We start from the raw sequence: 26,775 nt of genomic DNA, 5'->3' as shown, positions 1-26,775 counted from the left end.
GGCTGGGGCGCATGCAACTACACACGAAAGTTGAATCGCTCTACGGGTGGGGACGCACCGCCCCGTCGACCGCCCACGTGCTTTCCACCCCTGACGTTGAGGTGATCAAGCGCGCCGTCGCGCAGGTGGCCGAGGACAACGCATCCCTGCCCGAGCAGCAGCGCCGCGGCGTCATCGCCCGCGGCATGGGCCGTTCCTACGGGGATCCGGCCCAGAACGGCGGCGGGCTCGTGGTGGATATGCAGCCGCTCAACCAGATCCACTCCATTGATCCCGGCACCGCGATTGTGGACGTCGACGCCGGCGTGACCCTGGACCAGCTGATGAAGGCCGCGCTGCCCTACGGCCTGTGGGTGCCCGTGCTGCCGGGCACCCGCCAGGTCACCATCGGCGGGGCGATTGGGCCGGACATCCACGGCAAGAACCACCACTCGGCAGGTTCCTTCGGCAACCACGTTGTCTCGCTCGAGCTGCTGGTCGCGGACGGCCGCGTCCTGCACCTCGAGCCGCACGGCACCGTGGACGACCCGGACGGCACCCTGTTCTGGGCCACCGTGGGCGGCATGGGACTGACCGGCATCATCCTGCGCGCGCGCATCCTGATGACGCGCACGGAAACCGCCTACTTCATAGCGGACACCGTGCGCACCGATACCCTGGATGAGACGATCGCCGCGCACTCGGACGGCTCCGAGGTCCACTACACCTATTCTTCGGCGTGGTTCGACGCGATTTCGGCTCCGCCGAAGACGGGCCGTTCCACCATCTCCCGCGGGTCGCTTGCCACGCTGGCGCAGCTGGAGGAGTTCGCGCCGAAGCTGGCGAAGGACCCGCTGAAGTTCAACGCCCCGCAGCTGATGACGGTGCCGGACATCTTCCCGTCGTGGACCATGAACAAGCTCTCGCTCATGGCCATCGGCGAGGCCTACTACGCCATGGGCGCGCCGGCGAAGAACCAGGTGAAGAATCTGACGCAGTTCTATCAGCCGCTGGATCTGATCGGCGAGTGGAACCGCGGGTACGGCTCCAAGGGCTTCCTGCAGTACCAGTTCGTGGTGCCCACGGACGCGGTGGAGCCGTTCAAGGACATCATCTACCAGATCCAGGCGTCGGGCCATTACACGGCGCTCAACGTGTTCAAGCTGTTCGGCGAGGGCAACCGCGCGCCGCTGTCCTACCCGATGAAGGGCTGGAACGTGTGCGTGGACTTCCCCATCCGCAAGGGCTTGGGCGAGTTCCTCGATCGCCTCGACGAGCAGGTCATGGAGTTCGGCGGCCGCCTTTACCTGGCCAAGGAGTCGCGCACCTCGGCCGAGAAGTTCCACGCGATGTACCCCGGGATCGCCGGCTGGCTTGAGACCCGCCGCGACATCGACCCGACCGGCGTCTTCGCGTCCGACATGTCGCGCCGCCTCGAGCTCAACTAAAGGAGTCACCCTCATGCTCAACGCAGTAGGACAAGCACAGCACATTCTTCTCATCGGCGGCACCTCCGAGATCGGCCTGGCCATCGTGGCCGAGCTCGCCTCCCGCGGCGGCGGCCCCACCGTCACCCTCGCAGCCCGCCAGGACTCGCCGCGTATCGACGCCGCCGTGGCCGACGTCACGGCCGCCGGCGCCGAGCGGGTTCGCCTGGTGGACTTCGACGCGCTCGACGTCGACTCGCACCCCGCCGTCATCGACGCCGCGTTCTCCGGCGGCGACGTCGACGTGGCAGTCGTGGCCTTCGGCACCCTGGGCGACCAGGAGCAGCTCTGGCAGGACCACGCCGCCGCCGTGGAATCCGTCCAGATCAACTACACCGCGTTCGTCTCCGTCGGCGTGCTCCTGGGCCAGTACTTCCGCGCCCAGGGCCACGGCACCATCATCGCGCTGAGCTCGGTGGCGGGCCAGAAGGTGCGGCGCTCCAATTTCGTCTACGGCGCCTCGAAGGCGGGCGTGGACAACTTTTACCTGCAACTCGGGGAGGCCCTGCGCGACTACGGAGTGCATGTGACCGTGGTGCGCCCCGGCCAGGTGCGCACCAAGATGACGGAGGGCCTGAAGGAGGCGCCGCTGACGGTGGACAAGCAGGACGTCGCCGAGGCCGCCGTGGATGCGGCCCTGAACAAGCAGCGCTACGTGTTCGTGCACAAGGCGTTCGGGCCGATCTCGTTCGCGCTGCAGCACATCCCCGCGCCGATTATGCGGAGGCTGAACTTCTAAACCACCTCCGGCGGGCTGACCATGGGATGACCCGTGTGACACACTGTTACGCATGATTGTTTCACGAGCCGCCGCCTCATCGGTCGGCGGGGCGGCGCTCGCTTTCATCTCCTGGTGGATCCTGCGGGCGTCGTCTCTGCCCGCGTTCAACACCTCCATGGTCACCCGCGCGCTGGCGACAGCGTTTTCCATGGTGGTCGTCGTCGCCGTCGCGATCCTGCTGTGGACGTGGATCCGCGGCAGGCGCACGGGGTGGCTCGCGGGGCTCACGGAGATAGCCGCGTCGCTCGCCCCGGCGGCGCTTGTGGTGACCACCCTCGGTATCCCGCTGAGCGCCACCAGGCTCTACCTCGACGGCGTGCAGGTGGACCAGGGTTTCCGCACCCAGTTTCTCACCCGGATGACGGAGACCGTGTCCAACCAGGACATGAACTACTTCGGCCTGCCCACCTTCTATCCCATCGGCTGGTTCTGGCTCGGCGGCCGGATGGCCAACCTGATGAACATGGACGGGTGGGAGGTGTACCAGCCGTGGGCGCTGGTCTCGCTGGCCGCGGCCGCGGCCGCGCTGACCCCGGTGTGGCGCGCGCTGATCGGCTCGCTGCCCGCCTCCGCGGCTATTGCCGTGGTCACCACCGCCATCGTGCTGACCGAGACCCCGGATGAGCCCTACGCCGCCATCGTTGCCATGTTTGTCCCGGCAGCGACGGTGGCCGCGGGAAAGGCCCTGAACGGCTCGTGGGGTGCCACGGCGGCCCTGGCGGTCTACCTGGGGTTATCGGCCAGCTTCTACACCCTGTTCACGGCGATTACCGCCCTGTCGGTGGTGGTGCTGGCCGGCGTGTACTTCTTCGCGCGGGGCCGCAGCCTGGTTCCGGTGAAACACCTCCTGGTCATCGGGGTCTCCTCGATTCTCATCGCGCTGGTGGCGTGGGGCCCCTACCTCTATCACAGGCTGTTCGGCGACTACGAGGCCCGCTCCACCGCGAACCACTTCCTGCCCGTGGAGGGGGCGCGCATCCCCATCCCCTTCTTCTCGTTTTCCGTCCTCGGCCTTCTCAGCCTGCTGGGCCTGTTCTTCCTGTGCGCCCGGATCCGCGCGCGCGAGGCCACCGGGATCGCCGTCACCCTGGCGGTGAGCTACGCGTGGGCGGTGGCCTCGATGGTCACCCCGCTGGTGGGCACCACGATGCTGGGGTTCCGCCTCGAGGTGGTCATCCTGCTGTTGTTCGCCACCGCGGGCATCCTCGCGCTGGCCTACGCCGCCGACGTGTTCCCCCCGCTGACGCCCGCTGCCACCACGGCGGCGGTGATCCTCGTCGCCGCGGCCGGCCTGGTCTACATCCAGCAGATTCCGGCGCACAACCAGGCGCACATCGACCAGGCCTACGCGGACACCGACGGCAACGGCGAGCGCGCCGACCGCTTCCCCGCGGACGCGGGGCGCTTCTACGCCGACGTGCGGGAGTTCATCTCCTCCCGCGGGTACGAGCCGACGGACGCGGTCGTGCAAACCGACGAGATCAACTTCATGGCCATGAACCCATACTACGGTTTCAACGCGTTTACCAGCCACTACGCCAACCCCCTCGGGGAATACGACCTGCGCGTCGAGGAGCTGGAATCGTGGGCGGAGGGGTCGTACGAGGACCTGGAGGACCCGGACGCGCTGCTCGCCGAGCTCGACTCCTCCCGCTGGCGCGCCCCCGACGTGTTCGTGTTCCGCGGCAATTTGGAGGACCCGGAGGAACCGTTCAAGACCCACGTGGGGCACGACATCTTCCCCAACGAGCCCAACATGCGTTATGAGCGCCTGTTCTTCAATCCCGCCGCCTTCGATTCCCCCGCCTGGTCCACCGAGCAGATCGGCCCGTTCGTGGTGGTTGTCCGAAACCGATGAGACAGGAAGTAGAGTCCAAGCACGTGACACAGACAGCTACCCTTTCCCGCACCGCCATTGTTTCGGGCCTGTTGGCGTTCGTGTGCTTCGTGCTCACGCCGTTCCTCCCGGTCAACCAGGTGCAGTCGCAGCTCACCTGGCCACAGAACGGGACCCTCGACTCCGTCAACGCCCCGCTCATTTCCCTGGCGCCGGACGAGCTCGAATTTTCGGTCCCTGTCGCCGAGTCGATCGACGCGTTGCGCGACGGCCAGTCCGTCATCTTGGGCACGCTGCCGAGCTCGTCGAGCGAGGCGACGGACCGCGGGTTGTTCGTTTCCTCCTATGACGGCGGCCTGGTGGTCACCTCCCTCAACGACGTCCTCCTCGAGCTCACCGCCGAGGAGGTCTCGGCTCTGCCCTCCGGTGCGACGCTTGTCGTCTCGGCCGACCCGGACGGTACCGTCGCCGAGATCCCCGGCACCTCCGTTGGTGAGGAGACCGACGACGATCTGCGTCCCCAGGTCACCGGCCTGTACACGGAGCTCGAGGGGGACACCCAGGAGCTTGTCGACGCCGGCCTTGGCGCCCAGGTCGACATCAACTCGCGCTTCACCTCGACTCCGACCATGGCCAAGACCGTCGCGATGCTGCTCGGCCTGGCCTCGACGGTGGTTGCCCTGTGGGCGCTGTGGCGCCTCGACGGCAAAGACGGCAAACACGTCCCCTTCTTCCGCAGCGAGTGGCGCACGTTCACCGCCCTCGACGGGGTTGTTCTGGCGGTCCTCGGCTTCTGGCACGTCTTCGGCGCCAACACCTCGGACGACGGTTACCTGCTGACCATGGCTCGGGTGGCGGGCGAGTCGGACTACATGGCCAACTATTACCGCTGGTACGGCGTCCCGGAGTCGCCGTTCGGCTCGCCGTTCTACGACGTGCTCTCGGTCCTGGCGCAGGTGTCCACCGCGTCGATGTGGATGCGTCTGCCGGCGCTGCTGGCAGGGATCCTGACCTGGTGGATCCTCTCGCGGGAGATCCTGCCGCGCCTGGGGGAGGTCGTCGCCAAGCGGCGCGTCGCGTACTGGACGGCCGCGTTTATCTTTCTCGCTTTCTGGCTGCCCTACAACAACGGCACGCGCCCGGAGCCGATCATTGCCGTGGGCCTCGTCGCAACCTGGGCGTCGTTCGAGCGAGCGATCGACACCCAGCGCCTGTTCCCCGCGGCCGTGGGCACCATCCTCGCCGCCTTTACGCTCGCCTGCGGCCCGACGGGCCTCGCGGCGGTGGGCGTGTTCCTAGTGTCGCTGCCGTCGATGTTCCGCATCATGAACCGCCGCCTCGATGTCGCGCCCCGCCTGGCCTACATCGCCCCGTTCCTCGGCGCGGGCTTCGCTGTGATGGTCCCGGTGTTCAACGACCAGACGCTGGCCACGGTGCTCGAGGCCACCGCGGTGCGCTCGAAAGTGGGCCCGGCGCTTGAGTGGTACTCCGAGTGGGTGCGTTACGCGACGCTGTTCGAGCAGACCGTCGACGGCTCCATGACGCGCCGGTTCCCCACCTTCATCTTCCTGTTCAGCATCGGGCTGATTCTGTGGGCGCTGTTCCGCTTCAACAAAATCCCGGGGGCCGCCGCCGGCCCGACGCAGCGACTGCTGCTCATCGTGGGCCTGTCCACCTTCTTCCTCATGTTCACGCCGACGAAGTGGACCCACCACTTCGGCATCTACGCGGGCATCGGCGGCGCGGCCGCCGCCCTCGGCGCGGTGGTGCTGTCGCAGATCGCGATGCGCTCGGCGCGCAACCGGACGCTGGCGATCGCCGCGGTCATGTTCATCATGTCGCTCACGCTCGCCGGCTGGAACGCCTGGTGGTACGTCTCCTCCTTCGGGGTGCCGTGGTGGGACAAGACGGTTCAGCTCAAGGGGATCGAGGCCAACACCGTCATGCTCGTGCTCACCCTGGCGGTGTTCCTGTTCGGCATTTTCCAGTCGTTTGCGCCGCGGGCGTCCAGCGTGCGCTGGGACGGCGTGATGTCGGCCCCCATCGCGATTTTCGCGGTGCTCATGGTGGCGTTTTCGTGCCTGACGTTTGTCAAGGCCTTCCTCGACCAGGCCCCCGCATACTCGGTCGGGATGGGCAACGTGCGCACCTTCGTCGGCAACCATTGCGCCCTGGGCGCGGACGTCCTGCTTGAGACCGATACGAATGATTCCTTCCTCACTCCGGTGCGCGGCGTGCCGCTCGGCGCGTCGCTGGACGCGGGCGAGACCTACGGTTTCGACCCCGAGGGCGTGCCGTCGTCCATCGTTCCGGAAAACGCCAACGCGGCGAACACGGACGCGCGGCCCGACGCGAACGACACGCAGAACGCCCAGCCCGCGCAGACCACCCAAACTGGCCAGACGAGCCAGGACCCGGCGAGCGATCAGGAGCAGTCGACCACCCGTACCAACACGCAGGGCAATCGTCCCCAGGAGCTGCGCGGCGTCAACGGGTCCACCGTTCGCCTGCCCTTCAACCTGGACTTCACCACGGTCCCCGTCCTCGGCTCCTACACGCAAGATCCCACGGGCTCCGCGCACATCGAAACCGCGTGGTACGCGCTGCCCGAGGCCACCGAGGAGTCCCCGCTGCTGGTCACCTCCGTGGCCGGCCGGATCGCCCACAAGGACATCAACGGCGTGGAGCAGGACGGCACGGATCTCGTGCTCGAGTACGGCACCGCGCGTGACGACGGCAGCGTGGACGTTCTCGGGGACGTCGTCATGCTCGACCAGGGCCCGAAGCAGGCCTGGCGCAACCTCCGCTACCCCATCGCGGACCTGCCGGAGGAGGCGAACGCGGTGCGCCTCGTCGGCGACGACACATCGCTGGCGGAGAAGGACTGGATGGCGGTGACCCCGCTGCGCGTGCCCACGCTCGCGCCGCTGGGCGACGTGTTCGACGCGGACACCCCGGGGCTTCTGGACTGGTCGGTTGCCCTGCAGTACCCGTGCCAGCGCCCGTTCAACCACTACGCCGGCGTGGCGGAGATCCCGCAGTTCCGCATCATGCCCGACGCGCCGGGGAAGGCGCAGCTGTCCGGGTTCATGGACTTCCTCGGCGGCGGCGCCCTTGCCACTGCGGAAGCCGTGAATTACTCCTACGATATTCCTGGGTATCTCGCTGATGACTGGACACGCGACTGGGGTTCCGTGGCCAAGTACGAGCCCCGGACCGATTCGCGGGGCCGCACCCCCGCGATCGCCGACGTCGACCACACCACCGTCTCCCGGTGGGGGTGGTGGAGCCCCGGACCGATGAAGATCCGCGACCCAGACGAGAATAGGGACTAAGCATGAAGAAACTGGCCGGCCTCGCGGCGGCGCTCACCGCCGCGCTGGCGCTGCTCGTCGCGCCAGCCGCCCAGGCGTCCACGTGCGCGGCTCACTACGTGGTGGCCGTTCCGGGAGGCGCGAATACCGTGGCCGGTCTCCCGTCGTCGGTGCCCCACGGGGGAAACGTGTTTACCACCGGCTTGCTCGCCGAGGCCGAATCGGGTGGGGCAATCCGCCCCGTCTGGGTCTCCTACAGGTCGAATCCCTTCGTGGCAGGCGGACTTCAGCTTCACCGGCTATTCGCTCGGTGCGGACATCGTCGCGCGAATGACCAGCGACATCGCCCACGGCCGAGGCCCGATTCCGGCGGATCGTGTGGGCGCCGTCACGTTGTTCGCCAACCCGTACCACGGCGATAACGGCGCGGTGCCCGCCTCGATCACCGACCCCTCCTCCCGCGGCGCACTGGGCCAGCTGCCGGAGGGCTACGGCAGCCTCGGGCCGCGCGTGCTTGAAATCTGCTACCCCGACGATCTGGTGTGCTCCATGCCGGAGCGCTACCGCGGACTGGTCGGTCCCGCCATGTCCACGAATGTGCTCGCGGGCCAAATCCCCTCCACCCAATTCCGGGATCTCGTCAACGGCCTCGGGGTGGATTCGCTGGGGATCGTGGCGGGTGTCAACGCCCACGCGCGTTACGGTTACGCGGAGCGTCGAGAAGCGGCGGACTGGATCGTGGCGCACGCGTAGAGTTGATGCCATGAATGACCTGTTTGAACTAGTCAACGGCGAGTGGGTGGCAAACCACGAGATCCCCGCCGACCGCGGCATCGACGGCGCCTTCTACGCCCTGCGCGACAAGTCCGAGGAGGACGTGCGGGCAATCCTGGCGCAGCGCACGGGCCGCGGCGGCGATATCTTCGCCTCCTTCATGGACGTCGACGCGATCAACGCGGCCGGCACCGACCCGCTTGAGGCCGACCTGGACAGGCTAGCCGTGGCGGATATCGAGGAGTTCGCCGCCAACCTCGGGGCTCTAGAGCGCGAAGGCATCAGCGGACCGGTCACGTTCTGGGTGGAAAAGGACTCCGACGGCGAGGACGCGGTGATCTACCTGGTGCAAAGCGGCCTCGGGCTGCCCGACGAGGCGTACTATCGCGAAGCCCAGCACGCCGAGACGCTCTCCGCATACCGCGGCCATGTGACAAAAATGCTCGGGTTCCTGGGCTCCGAGCACCTCCTCGGGCTCTCGCCGGAGGTGGCGGCGGAGCGCATCGTCAACATGGAGATTCAGGTGGCGGCGAGCCACTGGGACGTGGTCCGGGCGCGCGACGCCATCGCCACCTACAACCCCACCGAGTTCAGCGCGCTGCCCCCGGTGGTGCAGACCATCCTGGGCGGGGCCGGCATCGAGGTGGACACCGTTATCGACATGATGCCCTCCTACACGCGGGCGCTCGGGGAGATGCTGCGCCCGGAGACCCTGGCGGACTGGCAGCTGTGGGGTGCGTGGAACATCCTGCGTTCGCGCGCCGGGCTGCTGAGCGAGGACATCGCGCTGGCCAACTTCGAGTTCTACGGCACCAGGCTGTCCGGCGCGACGGAGCAGCGGGACCGCTGGAAGCGCGGCGTGAGCCTCGCGGAGTCGGTCGTCGGCGAGGAGATCGGCGAGGCGTACGTGGCCGAGCATTTCCCTGCCGAGTACAAGGACAAAATGCTGGAGCTGGTCAACTACCTCATCCAGGCGTACCGCCAGCGCATTGACAAGCTGGAGTGGATGACTGAGGCCACCCGCGGCCGCGCCGAGGAAAAGCTCGCGCAGTTCAACGCCAAGATCGGCTACCCGGACCACTGGCGCAGCTTCGAGGGCCTCGAGTTCGACCCGAGCGGGGAGCATCTGCTGGACAACGTCCGCCGGGGCGCCGCCTTCGAGCACGACTACCAGCTGTCCAAGCTGGGCAAGCCGGTCAACCGCGCCGAGTGGGTCACCACGCCGCAGACGGTCAACGCGTTCTACAACCCGGTTGTCAACGACATCACCTTCCCGGCCGCAATCCTGCAGCCTCCGTTCTTCAACCCGCACGCGGACGACGCGGAGAATTTCGGGGCGATCGGGGCGGTCATTGGACACGAGATCGGGCACGGCTTCGACGACCAGGGCTCGCGGTACGACGGGCTCGGCAACCTCAACTCGTGGTGGACCGACGAAGACCGCGAGCGTTTCGACGCGCTCACCGCGAAGCTCGTCGACCAGTTCGACGGCCTCATCCCGTCCGTCCTCCTGGGCCGGGAGGGAATCGAGGGCGTGCAGGGCGAGTTCACCCTCGGCGAGAACATCGGCGACTTGGGCGGGCTCGGCATCGCCGTCGTGGCCTACAAGCTCTACCTCGCCGAGCATGGGCTTGACGACGGCCCCGCCCTGCCCTTCGACGACCTCCCCGGTCAGTACACGGGGTTCCAGCGGCTGTTCCTCTCCTGGGCGCGCGTGTGGCGCTCGAAGTCGCGGCCGGAGATGGCGGCGCAGCTGCTCGCGATTGACCCGCACTCCCCCAACGAGTTCCGCTGCAACGTCATCGCGGGCAACGTCGCGGAGTTCTACGAGGCCTTCGACATTCCGAAGGATTCCCCGATGTGGGTCGCCCCGGAAGACCGGGTGCGGATTTGGTGAGGAAACCCCTCGAGCAGGGTCCGCTCGACGGCGACTATCCCGTCAACGACCAGTCCGACCCCGACTTCAACGTCGGCGGCGTCGAGCGCATCCTGCCCGACGAGCTCCAGTTCGAGCAGATCTCCTCGTACATGGACGCCACGTACCCGCGCCCGAGCGAGACGGAAGACTTGGACCGCTACCTGGCGCTGCTGCCGGACCGCCTGACGCACGCGGCGATGCTGATGCTGGGTTCCGCGGTGGACCACACGATGCCGGGGGTTGCTTTCGTGGACGAGATCGAAGTGGAATCGACCGAGTTCGGGCCGCTGTTTCGCCCGCCCCATCCGACGGGCGTGTGGGTCGTGGCCTGCGGCCCGCGCTCCCCCAGGGCCCGGGAGTTCGCGTGGCAGCCCGAGGTCGCCGCCGCGGCGGAACTCTCCGGCGCGGTGGCGCTCGACGTGAGACGGGAGGATGTGGAGGCGGCGATCGCGTTCGCCCGTGAGCGGGGAGCGCGCGACGTGGTGGTGTGGCTCTACCGCCAGCGCTTCGACACCTCCGCCGACCGCGCTATCTACAGCTTTCCCCCCGACTACCGTGACATCCCCGAATCCGCCCTGGTGCAGGTGCCGGCCGGGACGGGGGCGTTTACCGAGTACCACTCGACGGGGGAGATATCCACGCCGACCGAGGCCCGCAGGCGCATCCGCGACGTGGCGACGTTCCTCAGCTCAGTTTCAACTCAGTGAACCTGATCGGCACCGAGTCCCCCGGCTGCCAGAAGTCCGTCTGAAATCGCCGCGGCCGCGCGGCGCGGTCGTTGACCTGGTTGATGCCGTCGAGCACGTCCTCCGTGTTCTCCTCGGCATCGCCCCACGTCAGCGCGGCGACCACCCACACCTCGTCCCCGATCTGGCCGAAGGACAGGCTCCCGGTCTGCGAGACCCGGTCGTCGGACCACCCCGTCTTGACGCCTTCCACGTGGTCCAGCTCGGCCGCGCCGAAGAGCTGGTGAAAGCCGTCGCGGGCGACTTCCGGTTTGTCCCTCATACCGTCGAGAAGCGGCTTGGCCCGCGGGTCCCACAAGATGTCGGCGACGAAGCTTGCGACGTCGTAGGCGGAGGTCACCGTGCGGCCCCACGCGCCGTAACGGGCGGTTTCTTGCAGCTCGAAGTCCTCGGCGATCTCGTCGATGGCGTCCGGGTATTTCCGGTCGAGGCGCTGGGCGTAGCCGTCGTGGGAGACGGAAATCATCTCCTCCACGAGGTCCTTCTCCTCGTCCGTGCCGTGGTAGAGCACCCAGTAGCCGAGGAAAAGCTTGGACAGGGACAGCGCGGGGCGGGGCTCCAGCGCTGTGTCGGAGCCCGACCAGTGCCCGTCCGGATGGACCACGGCCAGGGCTGTGCGGTCATTGTCGTAGTCGCGGTCCACCTCGTAGGCGTGGGCGGGCGGGGCGGTGACCGCTGCCGCGACGAGCGCGGCGGCGAGAAGCTTTGCAGGGCGCATCAGAGGAGGACGGAGTCCGCTTCCCCGATCTCGTCCTCGCCCACCGGCGCGGCCACCTCGCACAGCGTGGCCGTCGCGCCCGTGGCGTCGGCCACGACCACGAGCGGCCCGAAGGGTGACTCCTCCGGCCCCGCGAGCACCTCCGCGCCCAGCTCCGTGGCCCGGCGCGCGGCGAGCTCGGCGTTGTCCACGCCCAGGTAGGTCTCCCAGAATCCGGGAACGCCCTGCATCTCGGGGGAGTCGGACTCGTCGCGCAGGCCGAGGAACGGCGCGCCCTCGGACGTCGCTACGTAATAGCCGTCGGAGACGGTGACCTCCCAGTCGAAGAGGTCGGCGTAGAAGTCGATGCACTCGCGGCCGCGGTCAAGCGCGACGTACTCGTGCCACACCGGGGTGCCGGGCTCGCCGGCGGCGACGAACTGGTCCTCCCCCGCCGGCTCGATGAGCCCGAACACCGCGCCCGCCGGGTCAGCGCACAGCGCCATGCGTCCCAGGGACACGTCGGCGACAGCCAGCACAGCGCCGCCTCGCTTCTCGACGTCCGCGCACACGCCATCCACGTCACGCGCCAAGAAGTAGGTGACCCACGCGTCCGTCATCGTCGGGTCATTCAGCTGCGGGATAAACCCCGCGACCGGCAGCCCCTGCATGCGCGCGACGCGGTAGGAGTCGTCGGAGACCTCCCAGCCGAGCAGCTTGGAGTAGAAGTACGTGGACTTCGCGGTGTCGCGGGTGGCCAGGTCCTGCCAGTACGGCATGCCCTCGAGAGCTTGGAAAGCTGGCATCTACATGTTCCTCCACTTTTCGGGGTCGAAATCGTCGTTGGCCGTGCGCTCGTCAAAGTAATCGGTGCTCTCCGCCCCCGCCACGACCGTGGCGGTTGTGCCCGCAACGGCCACGCGGTCGGCGTCGACAAGCAAGTGGCCCCGCGAGGTGACCACCTCGCCGTTGACTGTGACCCCGCCGGAGGAGATGAGCTCCTTGGCGTGGCCGCCCGATTCGGCGAGGTTGGCCAATTTGAGGAATTGACCGAGTTTGATCGACTCCCCGCTGATTGCTACGTCCATGGCGCCTAGCTTAGCCCGGTGACCCCCTCCCACAGCATCCAGAGAGCGAGCGCCACGAAAATGGCGCCCGTGACCACATCGATGAGGTGGCCGTGCCGCTGGATCAGCCCCGCGAGCCAGCGCACCGCCAGGGCGAAGAACACGAACCACGCCAGCCCGATCACGATGAGTGTGACCGCGATGGTCCACTCCAGCCCGGGGCGGACGAACTGGGCGAACACCGCGCCGAAGAAGAGCACGGCCTTGGGGTTGGACAGGTTGGTGTAGATGCCGGTGCGCAGCGCCTTGGACGCGTCCACATCGCGGTCTTGGATCGTGGTCCCCGTGCTGCGGATCGCGCCTGCGCCCATCCACAGCAGGTAGGCGCCGCCCACGATCTGCAGGGCTAACAGAATCTGCGGCACGGACTGGATGAGCGCGCTGAGCCCCACGAGCGAGGCGATGATCCAGATCGAGTTGCCGATCATGATCCCGATCGCGCACGCCACCCCGGCGGCGCGAGATTTCGCGCCCATGCGGATGATCTGGAACAGGTCTGGGCCGGGGCTGATAATCGCCGCCATCCAGACGCCGACGAGTGCGAGCACTAACGCTCCGCCTGATCGAGCGGCATGATGCTCAGCGTGTCCACGTTCACGTGCGCGGGCAGGCTGGCCACCCACCGCACGGTCTCCGCGATGTCCTCGGCGGCGAGGTTGAGCTTGCCTTCGTAGACGGCGTCGGCCTTTTCCCTGTCGCCGAAGCGGTTGAAGGAGAAGTCGGTTTCCACTCGACCCGGGTTGATCTCGGTGACGCGGATGAGGTTGTCGGCCTCCTCGCGCCGCAGCGCGCGGGTCAGGCCGCGCAGCCCGTACTTCGCCGCGTTGTAGCCGGACCCGCCCTTGTAGGCGTCGGTGCCGGCGACCGACCCGATGTTGATCACCAGCCCGCTCGCCTCCAGCAGCGCGGGGTAGAGCGCCTTGGTCACGCGCACGGTGCCGAACACGTTCGTCTCGTACATCCAGCGCCAGTCCTCCTCGCGGGCCTCGCGCAGGTAGTCCAGGCCCCTCGCGCCGCCGGCGTTGTTGACCAGCAGGTCGACGCGCTCCAGCTCCGCGGCAAGCTTGTCGACGCTTTCCTGGTCCGTCACGTCCAACTCCACCGCCACGCCGCCGATGTCTTTCGCGATCTCCTCGCAGCGCTCGAGGCGGCGCGCGGCCACGTAGACCTTCCACCCGTCGCCGGCCAGCGCGCGTGCGCTCGCCTCACCGATGCCCGCCGATCCGCCCGTGACAACCGCAATTTTCTGCATTCCTACACCCTAATCACTCCACCTGGCGCATGGTGATGTTTATTCGGCCTTCGGTAAGGCCCGTCCCCTGCGGCCCGGTGCCGCCGCGCGCCCCCATGACCCCGTGGCGCGCCCGGCGCGCCGGACCGCCAAAGACCAGGGCGTCACCGGACATCAGCAGCACGTCCTCACCCTCGATCCGAAACACGATCTCGTCGCCGATGGACAGGCTCACCACGGGGTTGTCGGCCCTTTCCTCCGAGTCGACGTGCATGCCCATCCCCGCCCCGGGCGGGTAGTAGTTCACCAGCGCCGTCTCCACCGCGATCGACTCCCCCACCTGGGCGTCCACCTCCCGCGCCGCGCGCAGGACGTCGTCGGCGATCTCCTGGAAGTTTTCCGGCACGGGCGGGACGGGGTAGCCGTCGACCTTCTTGACCAGCCGGTAGGGGTTTGTCGCCCAGAACCAGCCGAGCGACATGAGGTACGCCTTCATCTGCCCGTTGCCCACCGCCGGGCGGCGCATGGCGACCGGGGTCCCCGCCACCGAGCGCGCGATCAGGCGCGCCTGCTCCACCAGCGCCGCCTGCGTGTCCATACCGAGGAAGCCGGGCAGGTGCACCACGCCCGCCATGACGCGCTGCGGGGGCCGGGGCAGTAATGAGGCGTCGATAAGCATGCCCTCAACCTACCCCCGCTGGTAGCGTGAGCCCCATGGCCAGAGATTTCAATGTCGTTGCCGTGGTACTGACCGTCGTCGCGGTCGTCGTCGCCGCCTACTTCCTGTCCGAGGGCACGTGGGCCGCTCCCCTCGTCGTGCTCGCGGCCTCGCTGCTGGCGATCTTCTCGCGGCGCGCCTAAAAATTTTTTGTTTCCCCCTTGACTGTCGAATATTCATTCGATAGGCTGGCGGGTGTCGAAAGGGGGGACAATGCTTGTCGACGATCAACCAGCCGCGTACTTCGCCACCGAGCGCGAGGGGGACCCGGTGAGCGACGCCGCTCGCCTGGGCCGCCAAAGCGAGTTCGCACTGTATGGCGACTACGCTACCGACGACTCAGACATCGGGGATTTTGAGCTGTTCGTAGCCGAAATGCGCGCGGCGAGTGGGAAGAGCAAACACGAGATCGAAAAGGGCGTGCTCGGTTACGCCCGGCTGAAGATGCTGCCGCGGTTGCGCGAACTCCAGCGCGAGACCCTCCGGCTGGACATCTCGCGTCTGGGCGCGATCGATTCCGCCCTCAACCTCTTAGGCCCTCACGCGTCTGCGGACGCCTTCGAAGCCCTGGACCGCGTACTGGTGCGCATGTTCACGCCGCGGAAGAAGGCTCAGGAACTCCCCTCACCGTGGGCAATCACCCGCTCGCTGCGGCAACGCATCGCGGAGATCGACCCGGAGGTGGACTTCGACGCGAAGAAGCGCAAGAGGCGCCAGACCCAGGATTCCTGCTCCTTCTTCGAGGCCGTCACCAACGGGGTATCCCAACAAGGCGTGGAGTTGCTGACAAACTCCACCACGATGGCGCTGATCCGCGCCCAGATCGACCAGACCTCGCGCGAGGAGAAACTCTCCCACGCCGCCGCCGTGATCGGGCTGCTGACCGGCAAGGTCGCACCGCGCGCCATCGTGCTCAACGCCTATGCCCCGGCCGGCCGCGCCGCCGGGGAGCCGGTCTACCTGCCGGGCTTCGGCTGGACCGACCCTGCCGCAACCGTCGCATTCGACGACCTCGCCGAGGACACGCGGATCGTGGACGTGGACGGAGAATCCACGACCAAGAGCTACACCCCCACCGCGCGGATGAAAGCGTTCGTCCACGCCCGCGACCGCGTGTGCGTGTTCCCCGGATGCCACCGCCCGGCCGAGAACTGCCAACTCGACCACCGGATCCCCTTTGACCAGGGAGGAAAAACCACCCCGGACAATTTGTTCGCGTTATGCCAGCATCACCACAACGTGAAAACGGATCGGCGCGCCTTCTACGTTCCCGACCCGTCCACCGGCGACATCATCTGGCTGTTCAGCGACGGGACGTACATCATCTCCGACAGCCACGGGCTTCTGAAAGACCAGGTCACCCCCGTCACTCCGCGGTGGAGATCCAGCCTTGCGAATGTCCAAAAGAACAAGGCCCGCTCAGCGCAGTTCTACGCCAAGTGCCACGCCGTCCTCGACCGGTACGACGAAGACAGCGACTACGAACGCTGCGTGGAGGCCCTGAAACGACTCGAGCAGGAGTACGGGCTGAGTTTTGATCACCACCCGCAGTCTCCGCAGTTTCCTCCCGAGCCCGACGATTCCGAACCGCCGTTCCCAGACGACATCGACGACTACTACGTCAGCTCCATGGTGGAGTTCGTGGTGCGCCACGCCCTGCGCCGCGCTGCCTAGCGCAGGTAGAAGGTGTCTATCACCTCGTAGCGCGGACCTCCGCTGCGACCCTCGCCCAGGTGCGACTCCATTAGGTGGACCTCGTCGACCCAGAACTCCGGCCCGCAGTAGACGGACAGGGCGTGGGAGTGGTCGTCGATAAGCCACAGATCCCGGGTCCGGTTGCACCGCTTGGCCACCGTCAGGTGCGCGCGCTGGCGCTTGTCCAGCTCGATCGAGCAGTCCCCCATCAGCTCCCGCAGCTGGGGTTTGTCGCCGCCGACCCCGATCCAGAGCGTACGACGATCAAACGCCCCCGCTCCTCTCAGGTGGAGGCGCAAGGGGCGTCGAAAAGCCGTGGCTTGGGCGAGGTGGTCGGTCACCGCGGCGGCGTCGTTGGGCTGGCTGCCGTAGAACGCGACCGTGAGGTGCCACGTGTCCGGGTCCGTCCACCTCAGTTCCGTGGATAAGTCCCTGATGGGCCGGAGCGCGCGGACGAGATGCTCGCGGACCTCGTCCGGCGGTAGCACGGCGGCGAATAGGCGTCTCATGACAGCGCTCATCTTAACCCCGGATCACACAAATAGCGGGAGCGTTAACCTATAGGCATGTTCGACCTGTCCGCAATCGGTAAAGGCCTGCCCGTCGCGGGCGTGATCGACCAGCTGCCGGCGACGGGCCCCCTGGTCGTCGAGGCTCCGCCCGGCACGGGCAAGACCACGCTCATCCCGCCCGCGGTCTCCAACATCGCCGGGAAAACGCTGGTCACGGCCCCGCGCAGGGTCGCGGCGCGGGCGGCGGCGCGTCGCTTAGCCCAGCTCGACGGAACGCGCCTCGGCGACGCGGTCGGCTACACCATCCGCGGGGAGCACCACCCGGGCAGCCGCGTGGAATTTGTCACCCCCGGCGTGCTGCTCAACCGCCTGCTGCGCGACCCGGGGCTGGACGGCGTCGGCGCCGTCATTGTTGACGAGGTGCACGAACGCCAACTCGACACCGACCTCGCGCTGGCGATGTGCATGGAGGTGGCGATCCTCCGCGACGATTTCTACCTCGCCGCGATGTCGGCCACCCTTGACGCGAGGACGTTCGCCGACCACATGGGCGCGCAGATCCTCAGCACCGAGGCCGTCACCCACCCGCTCACCATCGAGTACGCGCCGCACCCCGGCCGGGCACAAGGCACGCGCGAGTTCTACGCGCACGTCGCCGCGCTCGCCCCGTCGCCGGAGCGCACGCTCGTCTTCGTCCCCGGCGTGCGCGAGGTGGAGCTGGTGTGCTCGCATCTCAGCAACGCCGCGCCCCTGCACGGGCGGCTTACCTCCGCCGAACAGGACTCCGCGCTCGGCGGAGACGCGCAGGTGATCGTGGCCACGAGCATCGCGGAATCCTCCATCACGGTACCCGGGGTCCGCCGCGTCGTCGACGCCGGGCTCTCCCGCGTGCCGCGCCGCGACGCCGCCCGCAACATGACCGGCCTGGTCACGGTCTCCGCCGCCAAGACGAGCGCCGATCAGCGCGCCGGCCGCGCGGGCCGCCTCGGCCCGGGCACGGTCGTCCGGGCCTACTCGCAGGCCGACTACCAGCACTTCCAGCCCGAGATCGTCCCCGAGATCGCCACGAGCGACCTCACTTCCGCCGCACTGACCATGGCGGCGTGGGGCTCGCCCGACCTTCCGCTTATCGACGCTCCCCCGGCCCCGGCGCTCGCCAGCGCCCGCCAGACGTTGCGGGAGCTCGGAGCGCTGGACTCCGGGATCACCGACCTAGGGCGCACGCTCGCCGGGATGCCGGTCGATCCCCGCCTGGGTGCGGCACTAGTGGAGTTCGGTAGCGGCGCCGCGCCCACGGTCGCAGCCCTGGCGGAGGGGATGAGCGGGAACCTCGCGACGGCCCGCGCGCCGCGCAACCAGGTGCGCCGGCTGGAGAAGCTGGTCGACGCCACTCCTCCGGCGCCGGCCGGGGACGTGGTTGCTGCGGCGTATCCGGAGTGGGTGGCCAAGAACATGGGCGAGACCTATCTTCTCGCCAGCGGGACCAGGGCGACGCTCGGCGTGCCGATGGGCGCGCCCGAGTGGATCGCCGCCGCCGAGGTGCAGCTCACCGCTTCCGGCGCCGTCATCCGCGCCGCCGCCCCGCTGGAGCTGCCGGCCGAGCGCATCACCGAGGTCACCCGGGCCACCCTTGTCAACGGCGCCGTGCGCGGGCGCCGCGTCAAAGCCGTCGGCGCCATTGAGCTCAGCTCGACGCCGGTGAAGCTGTCGCCCGACGAGGCGATGGAGGCGCTGTCCGATCTCGACTTTCGCTCCTTCACGCTCAATGGGGAGGCGCAAGAGCTCAAAGACCGCCTCGACTTTTTGCACGACACCGTCGGCGAGCCGTGGCCGGATGTGGAGCAGGGGGACTACTCGCCGGAGATTCGGGCGGTGGCCGAGGGGGCGTCGATAAGCACGCTCGACATGCGGGCCGCGCTCATGCGGCAGCTGCCCTGGCCCGAGGCCTCGCGGTTGGACGAGCTGGCGCCGACAAGGATCGGGGTGGGCCGGATCGACTACTCCACGGGGCGGCCCGTCGTGCGCGTCAAGCTGCAGAAATGCTTCGGCATGGCGAGCTCGCCCACGTGCGCCGGGGTGAAAGTGCTGTTCCACCTGCTCTCCCCCGCCGGGCGCGAGCTGGCCGTGACGGACGACCTGACAAGCTTTTGGAACGGACCCTACCAACAGGTGCGCAAGGAGATGCGGGGCCGCTACCCCAAGCACGCGTGGCCGGAGGATCCATGGAACCCCGTTTAGAAAACTGGGAGACACCCAGTATCTTGTGTTGAATGACTAAGCACACCGTGACCATGTGGACCCTGGTCTCGCTCATCATCGGCTCCACCATCGGGTCCGGGATTTTCGCGCTGCCGCAGAACATCGCCTCCGTCGCCAGCCCCGGCGCGATGCTCATCGGCTGGGTCATCGCGGGTGTCGGCATGTTGTCGATCGCGTTCGTGTTCCAAATCCTCGCCCGCCGCAAGCCGCACCTCGACTCCGGCGTGTACTCCTACGTGCGCGCCGGCCTGGGCGACTTCATCGGGTTCACCTCCGGCTGGGGCTACTGGCTCGGCTCGGTGATTGCCCAGGTGGGCTACGCCAACCTGTTCTTCTCCACCATCGGGCATTACGTGCCGGTGCTCAAGAACAGCGCCGTTCTCGCCGTCGCCACGTCCGCGCTGACGTGGGTGATCTTCTTCGCGCTCACCCGGGGTGTGAAACAGGCGGCGCTGATGAACGTGCTCACCACGGTGGCGAAGCTGCTGCCCATCCTCTGCTTCATCGTGCTCGTCGCCTTCCTCGGCTTCAGCTGGGAGACCTTCACCCTGGACTTCTGGGGCGAGCGCTCCGGCATCCCGTTCAACCAGCAGCTCCAGGGCATCATGCTGTTTACGGTGTGGGTGTTCATCGGCATCGAGGGGGCGTCGGTGTACTCCAAGCAGGCGCGCACGCGTGCCGACGTCGGCCGCGCCACCGTCATCGGCTTCCTCTCCGTCCTCGGTTTGCTGGTGGCGGTGTCCACCCTGTCCTACGGCGTGATGAGCCGCGAGGAGCTGGCCGCGCTGCCGGAAAACTCCATGGGCGCGGTGCTCGAGGTCGTCGTCGGCCCGTGGGGCGGGGCGCTGATCTCGCTGGGCCTGTGCCTGTCCGTGCTGGGCGCCTACGTTTCCTGGCAGATGCTGTGCGCCGAGCCCATCGTGATGATGGCCAACGACGGCCTCCTCCCCGAGCGCGTGGGCCGCACCAACTCCGCCGGCGCGCCCGTGACCGCGCAGCTCATCTCCACCGCGGTGATCCAGGCCTTCGTGATCATCTTCTTTATCAGTGAGGCCTCCTACGTCAACATCGTGCAGCTGGCCACCATCATGTACCTGCTGCCGTACATCTTCTCGGCGCTCTACCTGGTGCTGCTCGCCGTGCGCGGCAAGGGCCTGACCCACCCGCACGCGGGCACGCGTTTCGACGACTCCGGGCCCGACGTCCCTGCCTCCGACAACCGCACGCACCTGCTCGTCGGCGTGATCGGCGTGATCTACTCGCTGTGGCTGATCTACGCCGCCGACCCCGTCTACGTGCTCTTCGGCGCCCTGGCCGTCGTGCCCGGCCTGGTGCCCTACGTGCTCACCCGCATCAGTCGGCGCGAGAAGCTGTTCAACCGCTTCGAGTGGGGCGTGGTCGCGCTCATCACCGCCGGCGCGGTGTTCGCGCTCGCGGGCCTAGCCGGCGGTTCCCTCACCCTCGGGTAGAGCGACGATGGGCCAGAGCATCGCCGCCAGCTCCCTGGCGTGCGACTTCCGGCCCTTCAGGCCGAACGCGGCGCGCATGAGCACGCTGCCGACAATCATGGTTGCGATGGCGCCGCCGTTGACGTCCTTGGAGAAGCTGCCCTCCGCGATCCCCTTCTGGAAGTAGCGGCCGAATCCGTCCACCAGCTCCGAGACGACGCGGTCGCGCCACTCTTCGATGAACTCGTCCGAACTGGCCACCAGCGAGCCGATCAAGCGCAGGCCGATTGTGTTCTCCAGGTGGTCCTGGAGGTTGACCAGGTAGAGCTCGAAGCCCTTCTCCGTGGTGGGGTACTCGGTCGGGATTTCGAGGCCGATGTGCCGGAGGGTGTCGATCAGCATGTCCACCCGGTCCGTGTAGCGCCGGTAAATGGTGGTCTTTGCCACCCCGGAATCGGCCACCACGGCGTCGATAGTCACCGCGTTGAAGCCTTTCTCGCGAGCGAGCTTGAGCACGGAGCGGACGATCTTCTCCTCAGTCGCGGCGCGGCGCTTCGGCCGCCTGCCTCGAACCGGCGTCTCAATCTGGTTCATTGGCTCATCATGACACAACGATAGGGGGTAAAACTTAGATACCGGAAAATTCCTGCCATCCGAGGCGGGCGCACAGCACCACCACGAGCGCGAGCAGGGCGAAACGCACGAGTTTCGATCCGCCCGAGAGCACCGTGCGCGTCCCGAGCTGCGCTCCCGCCACATTGGCGGCGGCCAAAAGCAGCGCGAGAGGCCAGTCGACCCAGCCGCCGGCTGAGAACACCGCGAGCGCCCCGAGGTTCGTCGCCGTGTTCACCACCTTCGCCATCGCGGCCGAGCGCAGGAAGGCCTGCGAGAACAGCGCGGTGAAGCCCATGATGAGGAACATGCCGGTGCCGGGGCCGAAGATGCCGTCGTAGAACCCCATCGCGGCCGCCACCGCGACGCCGCCGAGCACGCGGGGCGCGGTGAACACGGGAGTACCGCGCGAGGTGCCGAAGGACGGGTTGAAGAACACGAACAGGCCGACGCTGACCAGCAGGACGAGGATGACCGGGCGGACGACCGAGTCACTGATCAAGGAGACCGCCAGCGCGCCACACGCTGACATCGCCCCTGCCACGGCCGCGTAGCCCCAGGTGAAGCGGGGCACCCCCACCCGGCGCACCATGGTCACCGCGGCCGAGGCCGTGCCCGTGACCGCCGCCACCTTGTTCGTGGCCAGCACCGCGGCCGGGGGCAATCCGGTGGTGGACATGAGCACCGGAATGAGCACCAGGCCCCCGCCGCCGATCACCGCGTCCACCCATCCGGCGATGAACGACGCGGCGACGAGCAGGGGCAGCAGCTCCATGTCCTGCCGGCTAGAGGATTTCCTGCGCGAGCAGGTCCATCGGCATGGAGCCGAGCCTGAGTGCGCGGTCGTGGAAATCGCGCAGGCTCATCCCGCGCGCCAGGCAGGCGTCGCGAAGCTCGCGCCAGGCGCGGTAACCCACCGAGCACGCCGGCGCCTGCCCGGGCCAGCCCATGTACCTGTCCAGCTCGAAACTCACGCGGGGCTCCGGCATGGCCGTGTTGTCGCGCAGAAACGCCTTGGCGTACTGCGCGTCCCACACGCCCGTCTTGTCGGGGGTCTTCTTATGCAGGTGCACGCCGATGTCCACCACCACGCGCGCGAGCTGGAGTCGCTTGGAGTCCAGGTGCCCGAGCTGCTTCGCCGGATCGTCGAAGTAGCCGTACTCGCTCATCAGCTCCTCGGCGTAGAGCGCCCAGCCCTCCGCGTGCGCCGCGTTGACGTTGACGCTGCGGCGCCACAGGTTGAGCGTGTTGCGCTGGCTGAGCGCGGTCGCCGCCTGCACGTGGTGTCCGGGGGCGCCCTGGTGGAAGATGTGGGTCAGCTCGTGCCAGGTGTGCAGCGTCTCCCTGCCCTCCGTCATGGACCACCACAGGGTGCCGGGGCGGACCATGTCGTCGCTCGGCGGGGTGTAGTAGAGCCCGCCGGTGCCCGCCGGGTCGATCGCGCAGTCGAGCCGCTCGACACCGCTCGGGATGGTAAAGCAGTTCTCCTGCAGCACCGCGTACGCCTCACGGACGGACTCCGCCATCCAGTCCAACAACTCCCCGGAAGAGCGTAGCGTGTAACGCTCATCCTCATTGAGCTTGCGGAACGCGGCGTGGATGGTCGTCGGCGCATCGAACATGGAGCGGGTCAGCTCCGCCTGCTGCACGACCACCTCGCGCAGGTTCTCCAGCGCCCAGTCGTAGGCCTCGTCCAGGTCGACCTTGCGGCCCAAGAAGAATTGGGAGAGGAACTCGTAGCGGTCGCGGCCCACCCCGTCCTCGTGCGGGGCGAAGGGGGACAGCTCGGTGGACAGCCAGTCCGCCATGTCCTGGAACGCGTTTTTCGCGTCGACCACGACGCTGGACTCCGGGGAGACGCCGAGCTCCTCGAGCATCGAGCCTTCGTCGCCGAGGTCCTCGCACTGGCTGATCACGGCGTCGATCTGCCGGTGGGTGGCCACATCTCCCTGGCTCGCCGCCTCCGCGAGGGATTCGCGGTAACCCGCCAGCGCGTCGCACACCTTGGACAGGCGCGATTCGACCTTGGCGATGTCGTCCGCGGTCGACTTCGGCATGAGGTTGAAGCTCTCGCGGATGTGCTGGATCGGGGAGTCGATGTTGTTGAGCATCCGCAGGTCCTCCCCGCGGTGGTGCAGGTCCAGCTGCTGGGTCATCCGGTCGCGCACGATGGCCGCGGTCAAGGTGTCCACCTGGTCGAAATCGTCGTCGTCGTCGGACTCGTCGGTGGTGTCGTTCAACGCGTCGACGTCGGCAAGCAGGTCGCGGACTCGGTCCGCCAGGCTCTCCCAGTAGTTGGGGCTGAAATCCTGGAGCTCGTGGTCGTGCCCTTCAATGCCGATGCGTGTGCCCAGGGTCGGGGACAGCGCGACGAGGTCGTAGACGAAATCCTCGCAGGTCGCATCCAGCAGGGAGGGGGTTCTCCCGGTGTGTGCAGACGTCATGATGGCACAGTCTAACCCAGACGCCGCAGAGCCGGGAGTCACCAGCCCCACCCGAGACGACCTGTCTACCACAAATGGACAAAGCGGTCTAGCGCGCTGCTAATATATTCACATGGCCACCTCGCTCACGTCCCCCTTTTCCCGCCCCGTCAGTCCGGCGGCGAAATGCCTGCATCTGATTAGGCTGGGCGAGCTGACGTCGAGAAGCGAGCTCGTCTCAGTCACCGGGCTGAGCCAGCCGACCATCACCCGCGCGGTGTCCGCGCTCGTGAGCCGCGGGTACGTGGCCGAGCGCACGGACCTGGCGCAGTCGGCGGGGCGCGGGCGCCCCACCGTTCCGCTGGAGCTCGCCGAGCCGCGGGCGATCCACGCCGGCATCGCCGTGGGCACGCTGTCCAGCTACGTCGCGCTGTTCGACCTGAAGGGGCGCACGCTGCGCAGCGTCGATGTCGGCATCTCGGTTGCGCAGATGAGCCAGGACGACTTCATCCAGCACATCATGGCCACGCTGAACCGGCTGACCGCGGGAGTGAACCGGCCGCTCGCCACGGTGGGCGTCACCACCTCGGGCACGGTGACGGGCGACGGGGAGGTCTACGCGCCCAATCTTGGGTGGCGCGGGGTCCAGATCGGCGCCCAACTGCGCGAGCAATTCTCCGTCCCCGTCGTTGTCACCTCCGCCGCCGCCGCCATCGTCGGCTCCGAGATACAGTCCGCGCGGACACTCGACGGCTCCGCTGTGATGGCGCTTTTTGCCGACGACTCCATCGGGTGCGCGATCTCCACCCCGGACGGGGTAGCGCCCGTTGGCGTGACGCGCGACGATCTGACCACGCAGGGCCTGATCGACAGCATCGGGGTGCCCGAGATCCGCACGCTTGCCGACGCCGTCACCGACGCCGCCCACAAAGACATCACGCGCCGTGCCCTCGACGGACGCGCCCGCGCCCTGGGGACGCTGGCGGCGGAGCTTTGCGCCGAGCACGCGCCGTCGACGGTGGTGGTGGCGGGCAGCGCGTTTATCGACGACCCCTTGGCCCCCGCCCCGTTCGCCCGGGCGGTGCGCGCCGCCGGCTCCGACGTGGAACTGCGGATGATCCCCACACACCGCGAGGTGGTGCGTGACATCGCCCGCGCGGTGGCGCTAGATTTCGTGCTCCGCGAGCCCCTCTCGGTGGCGGCGCCCTAGCTCCACGTACCCGGCGGCGTGGCGGACGCGGTCGGCGCGCGAGGATTCCGGCAGTGTCTTGCGCACCTTCGCCGGCACCCCAGCCGCGACGCTAAAGGGGGCGATCTCCTGGCCCTCCAGCACGACGGCTCCCCCGCCGACGACGGTTCCCTCGCCCACGTGCGAGCGCGAGAGCACCGTCGCGCTCATCCCGATCAGGCAGGCCGATTCGATGTGGCAGCTGTGGATCATGGCCATGTGGCCGACGGTGACGTCTTCGCCGAGTACAGTCTCCCCGCCCGTGTCCACGTGGATCACGCTGTTGTCCTGAATGTTTGTCCTCGCGCCGATGCGGATCGGGCCGACGTCGGCGCGGATCACCGCACCCGGCCACACGGTGACGTCCTCGGCGATGGTGACGTCACCGATAATCGTCGCCTCCGGGGCGATGTACGCGCTGGGGTGGATGGTCGGCGTCGCCGACTCGAAGCTGTAAATCATGGAAGTGCCTTTCTTACGTCGTCTGCATCGGTCACGAGCACCGCGCGCATGCCTGCGTGCGCGGCCGCCTCAACGCAGTCCGCACGGAGATCGAAGTACGTGGTGGAGGTAAGCTTCGCGCCCATCGCCTCCACAGCCACCCGGTAGGCGGCGGGGTCCGGCTTGGCCACGCCGATGTCGCAGGAAAACGTCACCGCGTCGAGCACGTCGAGCCAGGGGTGCGTGGCGCGGATGCGCTGGGCCACGGCGGCCGGGACATTCTCAATCACCCCGCACGTCCAGCCCGCGTCCACCAGCTCGAGTAGGCAATCGACCATGTCGCGGCGGGGGGTGACAGTGGTATCGATATCGGCGGCGAGCGCCTCCTGGATATCGGGATCCGGGATCCCGGCGCGGACCGCGACCTGCTGCCACCAGCGCGTATCGGAGACATCACCGATGTCGTAGGCGGGGCGCAGATCCTCGTACACGGCCCAGAATGTCTCCGCATCCATCGCGCCCAAGGCACGTTCGACGCGGGCGCGGCCCGCATCCGATCTGGGCTCCAGCAAGACGCCGGACAGCCCGAAGAGTAAAGCGTCCATACGCACAGAGTACGTACTGCGTACGCTACACGTTTAGGGCATCCAAAATGTCGTCCAACGCGTCGCCCACGCGCACGCGCCACACCGTGTCCACCTTCGGATCGGCTCGCCCCGGCCCGCCGTTGATCACGGACACCGTCTTGTCCTCTGCCAGCGCATCGAGCACGATCCGGTATCCGCTCATCACCGCCAGCGAGGTGCCGAGGGCGATCACGCTCGTGGACTCCTCCAGCCAGGCGTTGGCCCGGTCCCTGCGCTCACGCGGGACGTTCTCCCCGAAGTAGACCACGTCGGGTTTGAGCCTCGTGTTGCCGCACGTGATGCAGGACACCATGCGGAACCGCTCCACGTCGGACTCGCGCAGTTCCACATCACCGTCGGGGTTGATCATCGAGCCCTCCACGACGACCGAGTCGAAGTAGCCGGGGTTGGCGTCGGCCAGGTGGGCGTCGAAAAGCTCGCGCTTCTCACGCGTGCCGCAGTCCAGGCACACGACGGCGTCCATGTCGCCGTGCAGCGCGATGACCCGGCGGCTGCCCGCCTCCGCGTGCAGCCCGTCGACGTTTTGGGTGACGATGCCGGTGAGCAGCCCGGCGCGCTCGAGCTCGACAAGCGCGTAGTGGGCGCGGTTGGGGCGGGCGGCACGCATGAAGCGGATGCCCACGAACGCGCGCGCCCAGTAGCGGCGCACGGAAGCGGGCGAATGCGCGAACTCCTGGTACGTCATCGGCCGTCCCTTGGACAGGCGCCCGCCCGGGGAGCGGTAGTCGGGGATGCCGGACTCGGTAGACACCCCGGCGCCGGTGATGACCAGCACGTTGCGCTGACGCAGCTGCTCCACCACGCGGTGCAGCGCCACGTCGGGGTCCGTCGGCTCGACCGTCTCAGAGACCACCCGCTCGACCGAGCGCAGGGCGCTTCTGTGCGCCATCTCCACCGCGGG

General features: G+C 68.0%; 25 protein-coding genes. 12 read left to right on the top strand and 13 right to left on the bottom strand.

Annotated elements, in window-relative coordinates; all coding sequences use genetic code 11:
* Nucleotides 1–11: 11 nt before the first annotated feature.
* The 7 genes from BLS40_RS08340 (at nt 12) to BLS40_RS08310 (ending at nt 10,797) form a co-directional block, all read left to right on the top strand.
* Complete coding sequence (locus BLS40_RS08340; RefSeq protein WP_092151195.1) at nt 12–1,427, top strand: FAD-binding oxidoreductase; 1,416 nt, start codon at nt 12–14, stop codon at nt 1,425–1,427.
* A 13-nt stretch (nt 1,428–1,440) separates the two neighbouring features.
* Complete coding sequence (locus BLS40_RS08335; protein WP_092151192.1) at nt 1,441–2,205, top strand: decaprenylphospho-beta-D-erythro-pentofuranosid-2-ulose 2-reductase; 765 nt, start codon at nt 1,441–1,443, stop codon at nt 2,203–2,205.
* Nucleotides 2,206–2,257: 52 nt separating this feature from the next.
* On the top strand, nt 2,258–4,105 hold the full coding sequence (locus BLS40_RS08330) for an arabinofuranosyltransferase (RefSeq protein ID WP_092151189.1): 1,848 nt from the start codon (nt 2,258–2,260) through the stop codon (nt 4,103–4,105).
* A complete protein-coding gene (locus tag BLS40_RS08325) occupies nt 4,102–7,419 on the top strand; it encodes an arabinosyltransferase domain-containing protein (protein ID WP_092151186.1) in 3,318 nt (1,105 codons plus the stop codon). Before BLS40_RS08330 ends, BLS40_RS08325 begins: the two co-directional genes overlap by 4 nt.
* Nucleotides 7,420–7,728: 309 nt before the next feature.
* On the top strand, nt 7,729–8,151 hold the full coding sequence (locus BLS40_RS08320; RefSeq protein WP_092151183.1) for a hypothetical protein: 423 nt from the start codon (nt 7,729–7,731) through the stop codon (nt 8,149–8,151).
* A gap of 10 nt (nt 8,152–8,161) precedes the next feature.
* Nucleotides 8,162–10,069, top strand: a complete 1,908-nt coding sequence (locus tag BLS40_RS08315; RefSeq protein WP_092151180.1) for a M13 family metallopeptidase — start codon at nt 8,162–8,164, stop codon at nt 10,067–10,069.
* Nucleotides 10,066–10,797, top strand: coding sequence for an alpha/beta hydrolase (locus BLS40_RS08310; protein WP_231908429.1), 732 nt, complete (start codon nt 10,066–10,068; stop codon nt 10,795–10,797). The genes BLS40_RS08315 and BLS40_RS08310 overlap by 4 nt, the downstream gene beginning before the upstream one ends.
* Here BLS40_RS08310 and BLS40_RS08305 read toward each other — a convergent pair.
* From BLS40_RS08305 to BLS40_RS08280, 6 genes are read right to left on the bottom strand one after another with little or no spacing between them, the layout of a single operon-like run.
* The gene (locus BLS40_RS08305) at nt 10,775–11,554 is read right to left on the bottom strand and encodes a hypothetical protein (RefSeq protein ID WP_092151174.1); all 780 of its coding nucleotides are present in this window, start codon (nt 11,552–11,554) and stop codon (nt 10,775–10,777) included. The two genes, BLS40_RS08310 and BLS40_RS08305, sit on opposite strands and share 23 nt — an antisense overlap.
* On the bottom strand, nt 11,554–12,339 hold the full coding sequence (locus BLS40_RS08300; protein WP_092151172.1) for a VOC family protein: 786 nt from the start codon (nt 12,337–12,339) through the stop codon (nt 11,554–11,556). Before BLS40_RS08300 ends, BLS40_RS08305 begins: the two co-directional genes overlap by 1 nt.
* Nucleotides 12,340–12,621: an RNA-binding S4 domain-containing protein gene (locus BLS40_RS08295; RefSeq protein WP_092151169.1), complete on the bottom strand. Its 282-nt coding sequence runs from the start codon at nt 12,619–12,621 to the stop codon at nt 12,340–12,342.
* A gap of 5 nt (nt 12,622–12,626) precedes the next feature.
* Nucleotides 12,627–13,184, bottom strand: a complete 558-nt coding sequence (locus BLS40_RS08290) for a LysE family translocator (RefSeq protein ID WP_092152237.1) — start codon at nt 13,182–13,184, stop codon at nt 12,627–12,629.
* A gap of 23 nt (nt 13,185–13,207) precedes the next feature.
* Nucleotides 13,208–13,912 (bottom strand): SDR family oxidoreductase, encoded by a 705-nt coding sequence (locus BLS40_RS08285; protein WP_092151166.1) that lies wholly within the window; start codon nt 13,910–13,912, stop codon nt 13,208–13,210.
* Between the two features lie 13 nt (nt 13,913–13,925).
* Nucleotides 13,926–14,570 (bottom strand): alpha-ketoglutarate-dependent dioxygenase AlkB, encoded by a 645-nt coding sequence (locus BLS40_RS08280; protein ID WP_092151163.1) that lies wholly within the window; start codon nt 14,568–14,570, stop codon nt 13,926–13,928.
* A gap of 35 nt (nt 14,571–14,605) precedes the next feature.
* Here BLS40_RS08280 and BLS40_RS11000 point away from each other — a divergent pair, with 35 nt between their 5' ends.
* Together BLS40_RS11000 and BLS40_RS08275 are read left to right on the top strand one after the other, a co-directional pair.
* Nucleotides 14,606–14,752 carry a hypothetical protein gene (locus BLS40_RS11000; RefSeq protein ID WP_157672464.1) on the top strand — a complete coding sequence of 49 codons (147 nt, stop codon included), beginning with the start codon at nt 14,606–14,608 and terminating at the stop codon, nt 14,750–14,752.
* 70 nt (nt 14,753–14,822) lie between these two features.
* Nucleotides 14,823–16,283 carry an HNH endonuclease signature motif containing protein gene (locus BLS40_RS08275; protein ID WP_092151160.1) on the top strand — a complete coding sequence of 487 codons (1,461 nt, stop codon included), beginning with the start codon at nt 14,823–14,825 and terminating at the stop codon, nt 16,281–16,283.
* On the opposite strand, the gene thpR is transcribed toward BLS40_RS08275, so the two are convergent.
* Nucleotides 16,280–16,813, bottom strand: coding sequence for an RNA 2',3'-cyclic phosphodiesterase (gene thpR / locus BLS40_RS08270; protein WP_092151157.1), 534 nt, complete (start codon nt 16,811–16,813; stop codon nt 16,280–16,282). The two genes, BLS40_RS08275 and thpR, sit on opposite strands and share 4 nt — an antisense overlap.
* Nucleotides 16,814–16,870: 57 nt before the next feature.
* On the opposite strand from thpR, the gene BLS40_RS08265 reads away from it, so the two are divergent.
* Complete coding sequence (locus BLS40_RS08265) at nt 16,871–19,054, top strand: ATP-dependent RNA helicase (protein WP_092151154.1); 2,184 nt, start codon at nt 16,871–16,873, stop codon at nt 19,052–19,054.
* 32 nt (nt 19,055–19,086) lie between these two features.
* Nucleotides 19,087–20,544: an amino acid permease gene (locus tag BLS40_RS08260; RefSeq protein WP_092151151.1), complete on the top strand. Its 1,458-nt coding sequence runs from the start codon at nt 19,087–19,089 to the stop codon at nt 20,542–20,544.
* Here the strand turns inward: BLS40_RS08260 and BLS40_RS08255 are convergent.
* The 3 genes from BLS40_RS08255 to BLS40_RS08245 are packed head-to-tail and all read right to left on the bottom strand — an operon-like array spanning nt 20,515 to nt 23,579.
* Entirely contained in the window at nt 20,515–21,117 is a 603-nt protein-coding gene (locus BLS40_RS08255) for a TetR/AcrR family transcriptional regulator (RefSeq protein WP_092151148.1), read from the bottom strand. The genes BLS40_RS08260 and BLS40_RS08255 overlap by 30 nt on opposite strands.
* Nucleotides 21,118–21,151: 34 nt before the next feature.
* A complete protein-coding gene (locus tag BLS40_RS08250) occupies nt 21,152–21,910 on the bottom strand; it encodes a TSUP family transporter (RefSeq protein ID WP_092151145.1) in 759 nt (252 codons plus the stop codon).
* 10 nt (nt 21,911–21,920) lie between these two features.
* Entirely contained in the window at nt 21,921–23,579 is a 1,659-nt protein-coding gene (locus BLS40_RS08245) for a DUF885 domain-containing protein (protein ID WP_092151142.1), read from the bottom strand.
* 112 nt (nt 23,580–23,691) lie between these two features.
* Here BLS40_RS08245 and BLS40_RS08240 point away from each other — a divergent pair, with 112 nt between their 5' ends.
* Complete coding sequence (locus tag BLS40_RS08240) at nt 23,692–24,768, top strand: ROK family protein (RefSeq protein WP_092151139.1); 1,077 nt, start codon at nt 23,692–23,694, stop codon at nt 24,766–24,768.
* Here BLS40_RS08240 and BLS40_RS08235 read toward each other — a convergent pair.
* The 3 genes from BLS40_RS08235 to BLS40_RS08225 are packed head-to-tail and all read right to left on the bottom strand — an operon-like array spanning nt 24,724 to nt 26,763.
* On the bottom strand, nt 24,724–25,248 hold the full coding sequence (locus BLS40_RS08235) for a gamma carbonic anhydrase family protein (RefSeq protein WP_092151136.1): 525 nt from the start codon (nt 25,246–25,248) through the stop codon (nt 24,724–24,726). The genes BLS40_RS08240 and BLS40_RS08235 overlap by 45 nt on opposite strands.
* Nucleotides 25,245–25,832 (bottom strand): HAD family hydrolase, encoded by a 588-nt coding sequence (locus tag BLS40_RS08230; RefSeq protein ID WP_092151133.1) that lies wholly within the window; start codon nt 25,830–25,832, stop codon nt 25,245–25,247. Before BLS40_RS08230 ends, BLS40_RS08235 begins: the two co-directional genes overlap by 4 nt.
* Before the next feature lie 25 nt (nt 25,833–25,857).
* Nucleotides 25,858–26,763 (bottom strand): Sir2 family NAD-dependent protein deacetylase, encoded by a 906-nt coding sequence (locus tag BLS40_RS08225; protein ID WP_092152236.1) that lies wholly within the window; start codon nt 26,761–26,763, stop codon nt 25,858–25,860.
* Nucleotides 26,764–26,775: the final 12 nt, after the last annotated feature.

The organism is Corynebacterium mycetoides, from assembly GCF_900103625.1.
Classification (GTDB): Bacteria; Actinomycetota; Actinomycetes; order Mycobacteriales; family Mycobacteriaceae; genus Corynebacterium; species Corynebacterium mycetoides.
This window is presented reverse-complemented; position numbering and strand designations above follow the sequence as displayed.

Coding starts and splice junctions, on each gene's coding strand:
- BLS40_RS08340 (WP_092151195.1), top strand. CDS start 12: ATGCAACTACACACGAAAGTTGAATCGCTCTACGGGTGGGGACGCACC.
- BLS40_RS08335 (WP_092151192.1), top strand. CDS start 1,441: ATGCTCAACGCAGTAGGACAAGCACAGCACATTCTTCTCATCGGCGGC.
- BLS40_RS08330 (WP_092151189.1), top strand. CDS start 2,258: ATGATTGTTTCACGAGCCGCCGCCTCATCGGTCGGCGGGGCGGCGCTC.
- BLS40_RS08325 (WP_092151186.1), top strand. CDS start 4,102: ATGAGACAGGAAGTAGAGTCCAAGCACGTGACACAGACAGCTACCCTT.
- BLS40_RS08320 (WP_092151183.1), top strand. CDS start 7,729: ATGACCAGCGACATCGCCCACGGCCGAGGCCCGATTCCGGCGGATCGT.
- BLS40_RS08315 (WP_092151180.1), top strand. CDS start 8,162: ATGAATGACCTGTTTGAACTAGTCAACGGCGAGTGGGTGGCAAACCAC.
- BLS40_RS08305 (WP_092151174.1), bottom strand. CDS start 11,554: ATGCGCCCTGCAAAGCTTCTCGCCGCCGCGCTCGTCGCGGCAGCGGTC.
- BLS40_RS08300 (WP_092151172.1), bottom strand. CDS start 12,339: ATGCCAGCTTTCCAAGCTCTCGAGGGCATGCCGTACTGGCAGGACCTG.
- BLS40_RS08295 (WP_092151169.1), bottom strand. CDS start 12,621: ATGGACGTAGCAATCAGCGGGGAGTCGATCAAACTCGGTCAATTCCTC.
- BLS40_RS08290 (WP_092152237.1), bottom strand. CDS start 13,184: ATGGCGGCGATTATCAGCCCCGGCCCAGACCTGTTCCAGATCATCCGC.
- BLS40_RS08285 (WP_092151166.1), bottom strand. CDS start 13,912: ATGCAGAAAATTGCGGTTGTCACGGGCGGATCGGCGGGCATCGGTGAG.
- BLS40_RS08280 (WP_092151163.1), bottom strand. CDS start 14,570: ATGCTTATCGACGCCTCATTACTGCCCCGGCCCCCGCAGCGCGTCATG.
- BLS40_RS11000 (WP_157672464.1), top strand. CDS start 14,606: ATGGCCAGAGATTTCAATGTCGTTGCCGTGGTACTGACCGTCGTCGCG.
- BLS40_RS08275 (WP_092151160.1), top strand. CDS start 14,823: ATGCTTGTCGACGATCAACCAGCCGCGTACTTCGCCACCGAGCGCGAG.
- thpR (WP_092151157.1), bottom strand. CDS start 16,813: ATGAGACGCCTATTCGCCGCCGTGCTACCGCCGGACGAGGTCCGCGAG.
- BLS40_RS08265 (WP_092151154.1), top strand. CDS start 16,871: ATGTTCGACCTGTCCGCAATCGGTAAAGGCCTGCCCGTCGCGGGCGTG.
- BLS40_RS08260 (WP_092151151.1), top strand. CDS start 19,087: ATGACTAAGCACACCGTGACCATGTGGACCCTGGTCTCGCTCATCATC.
- BLS40_RS08255 (WP_092151148.1), bottom strand. CDS start 21,117: ATGAACCAGATTGAGACGCCGGTTCGAGGCAGGCGGCCGAAGCGCCGC.
- BLS40_RS08250 (WP_092151145.1), bottom strand. CDS start 21,910: ATGGAGCTGCTGCCCCTGCTCGTCGCCGCGTCGTTCATCGCCGGATGG.
- BLS40_RS08245 (WP_092151142.1), bottom strand. CDS start 23,579: ATGACGTCTGCACACACCGGGAGAACCCCCTCCCTGCTGGATGCGACC.
- BLS40_RS08240 (WP_092151139.1), top strand. CDS start 23,692: ATGGCCACCTCGCTCACGTCCCCCTTTTCCCGCCCCGTCAGTCCGGCG.
- BLS40_RS08235 (WP_092151136.1), bottom strand. CDS start 25,248: ATGATTTACAGCTTCGAGTCGGCGACGCCGACCATCCACCCCAGCGCG.
- BLS40_RS08230 (WP_092151133.1), bottom strand. CDS start 25,832: ATGGACGCTTTACTCTTCGGGCTGTCCGGCGTCTTGCTGGAGCCCAGA.
- BLS40_RS08225 (WP_092152236.1), bottom strand. CDS start 26,763: ATGGCGCACAGAAGCGCCCTGCGCTCGGTCGAGCGGGTGGTCTCTGAG.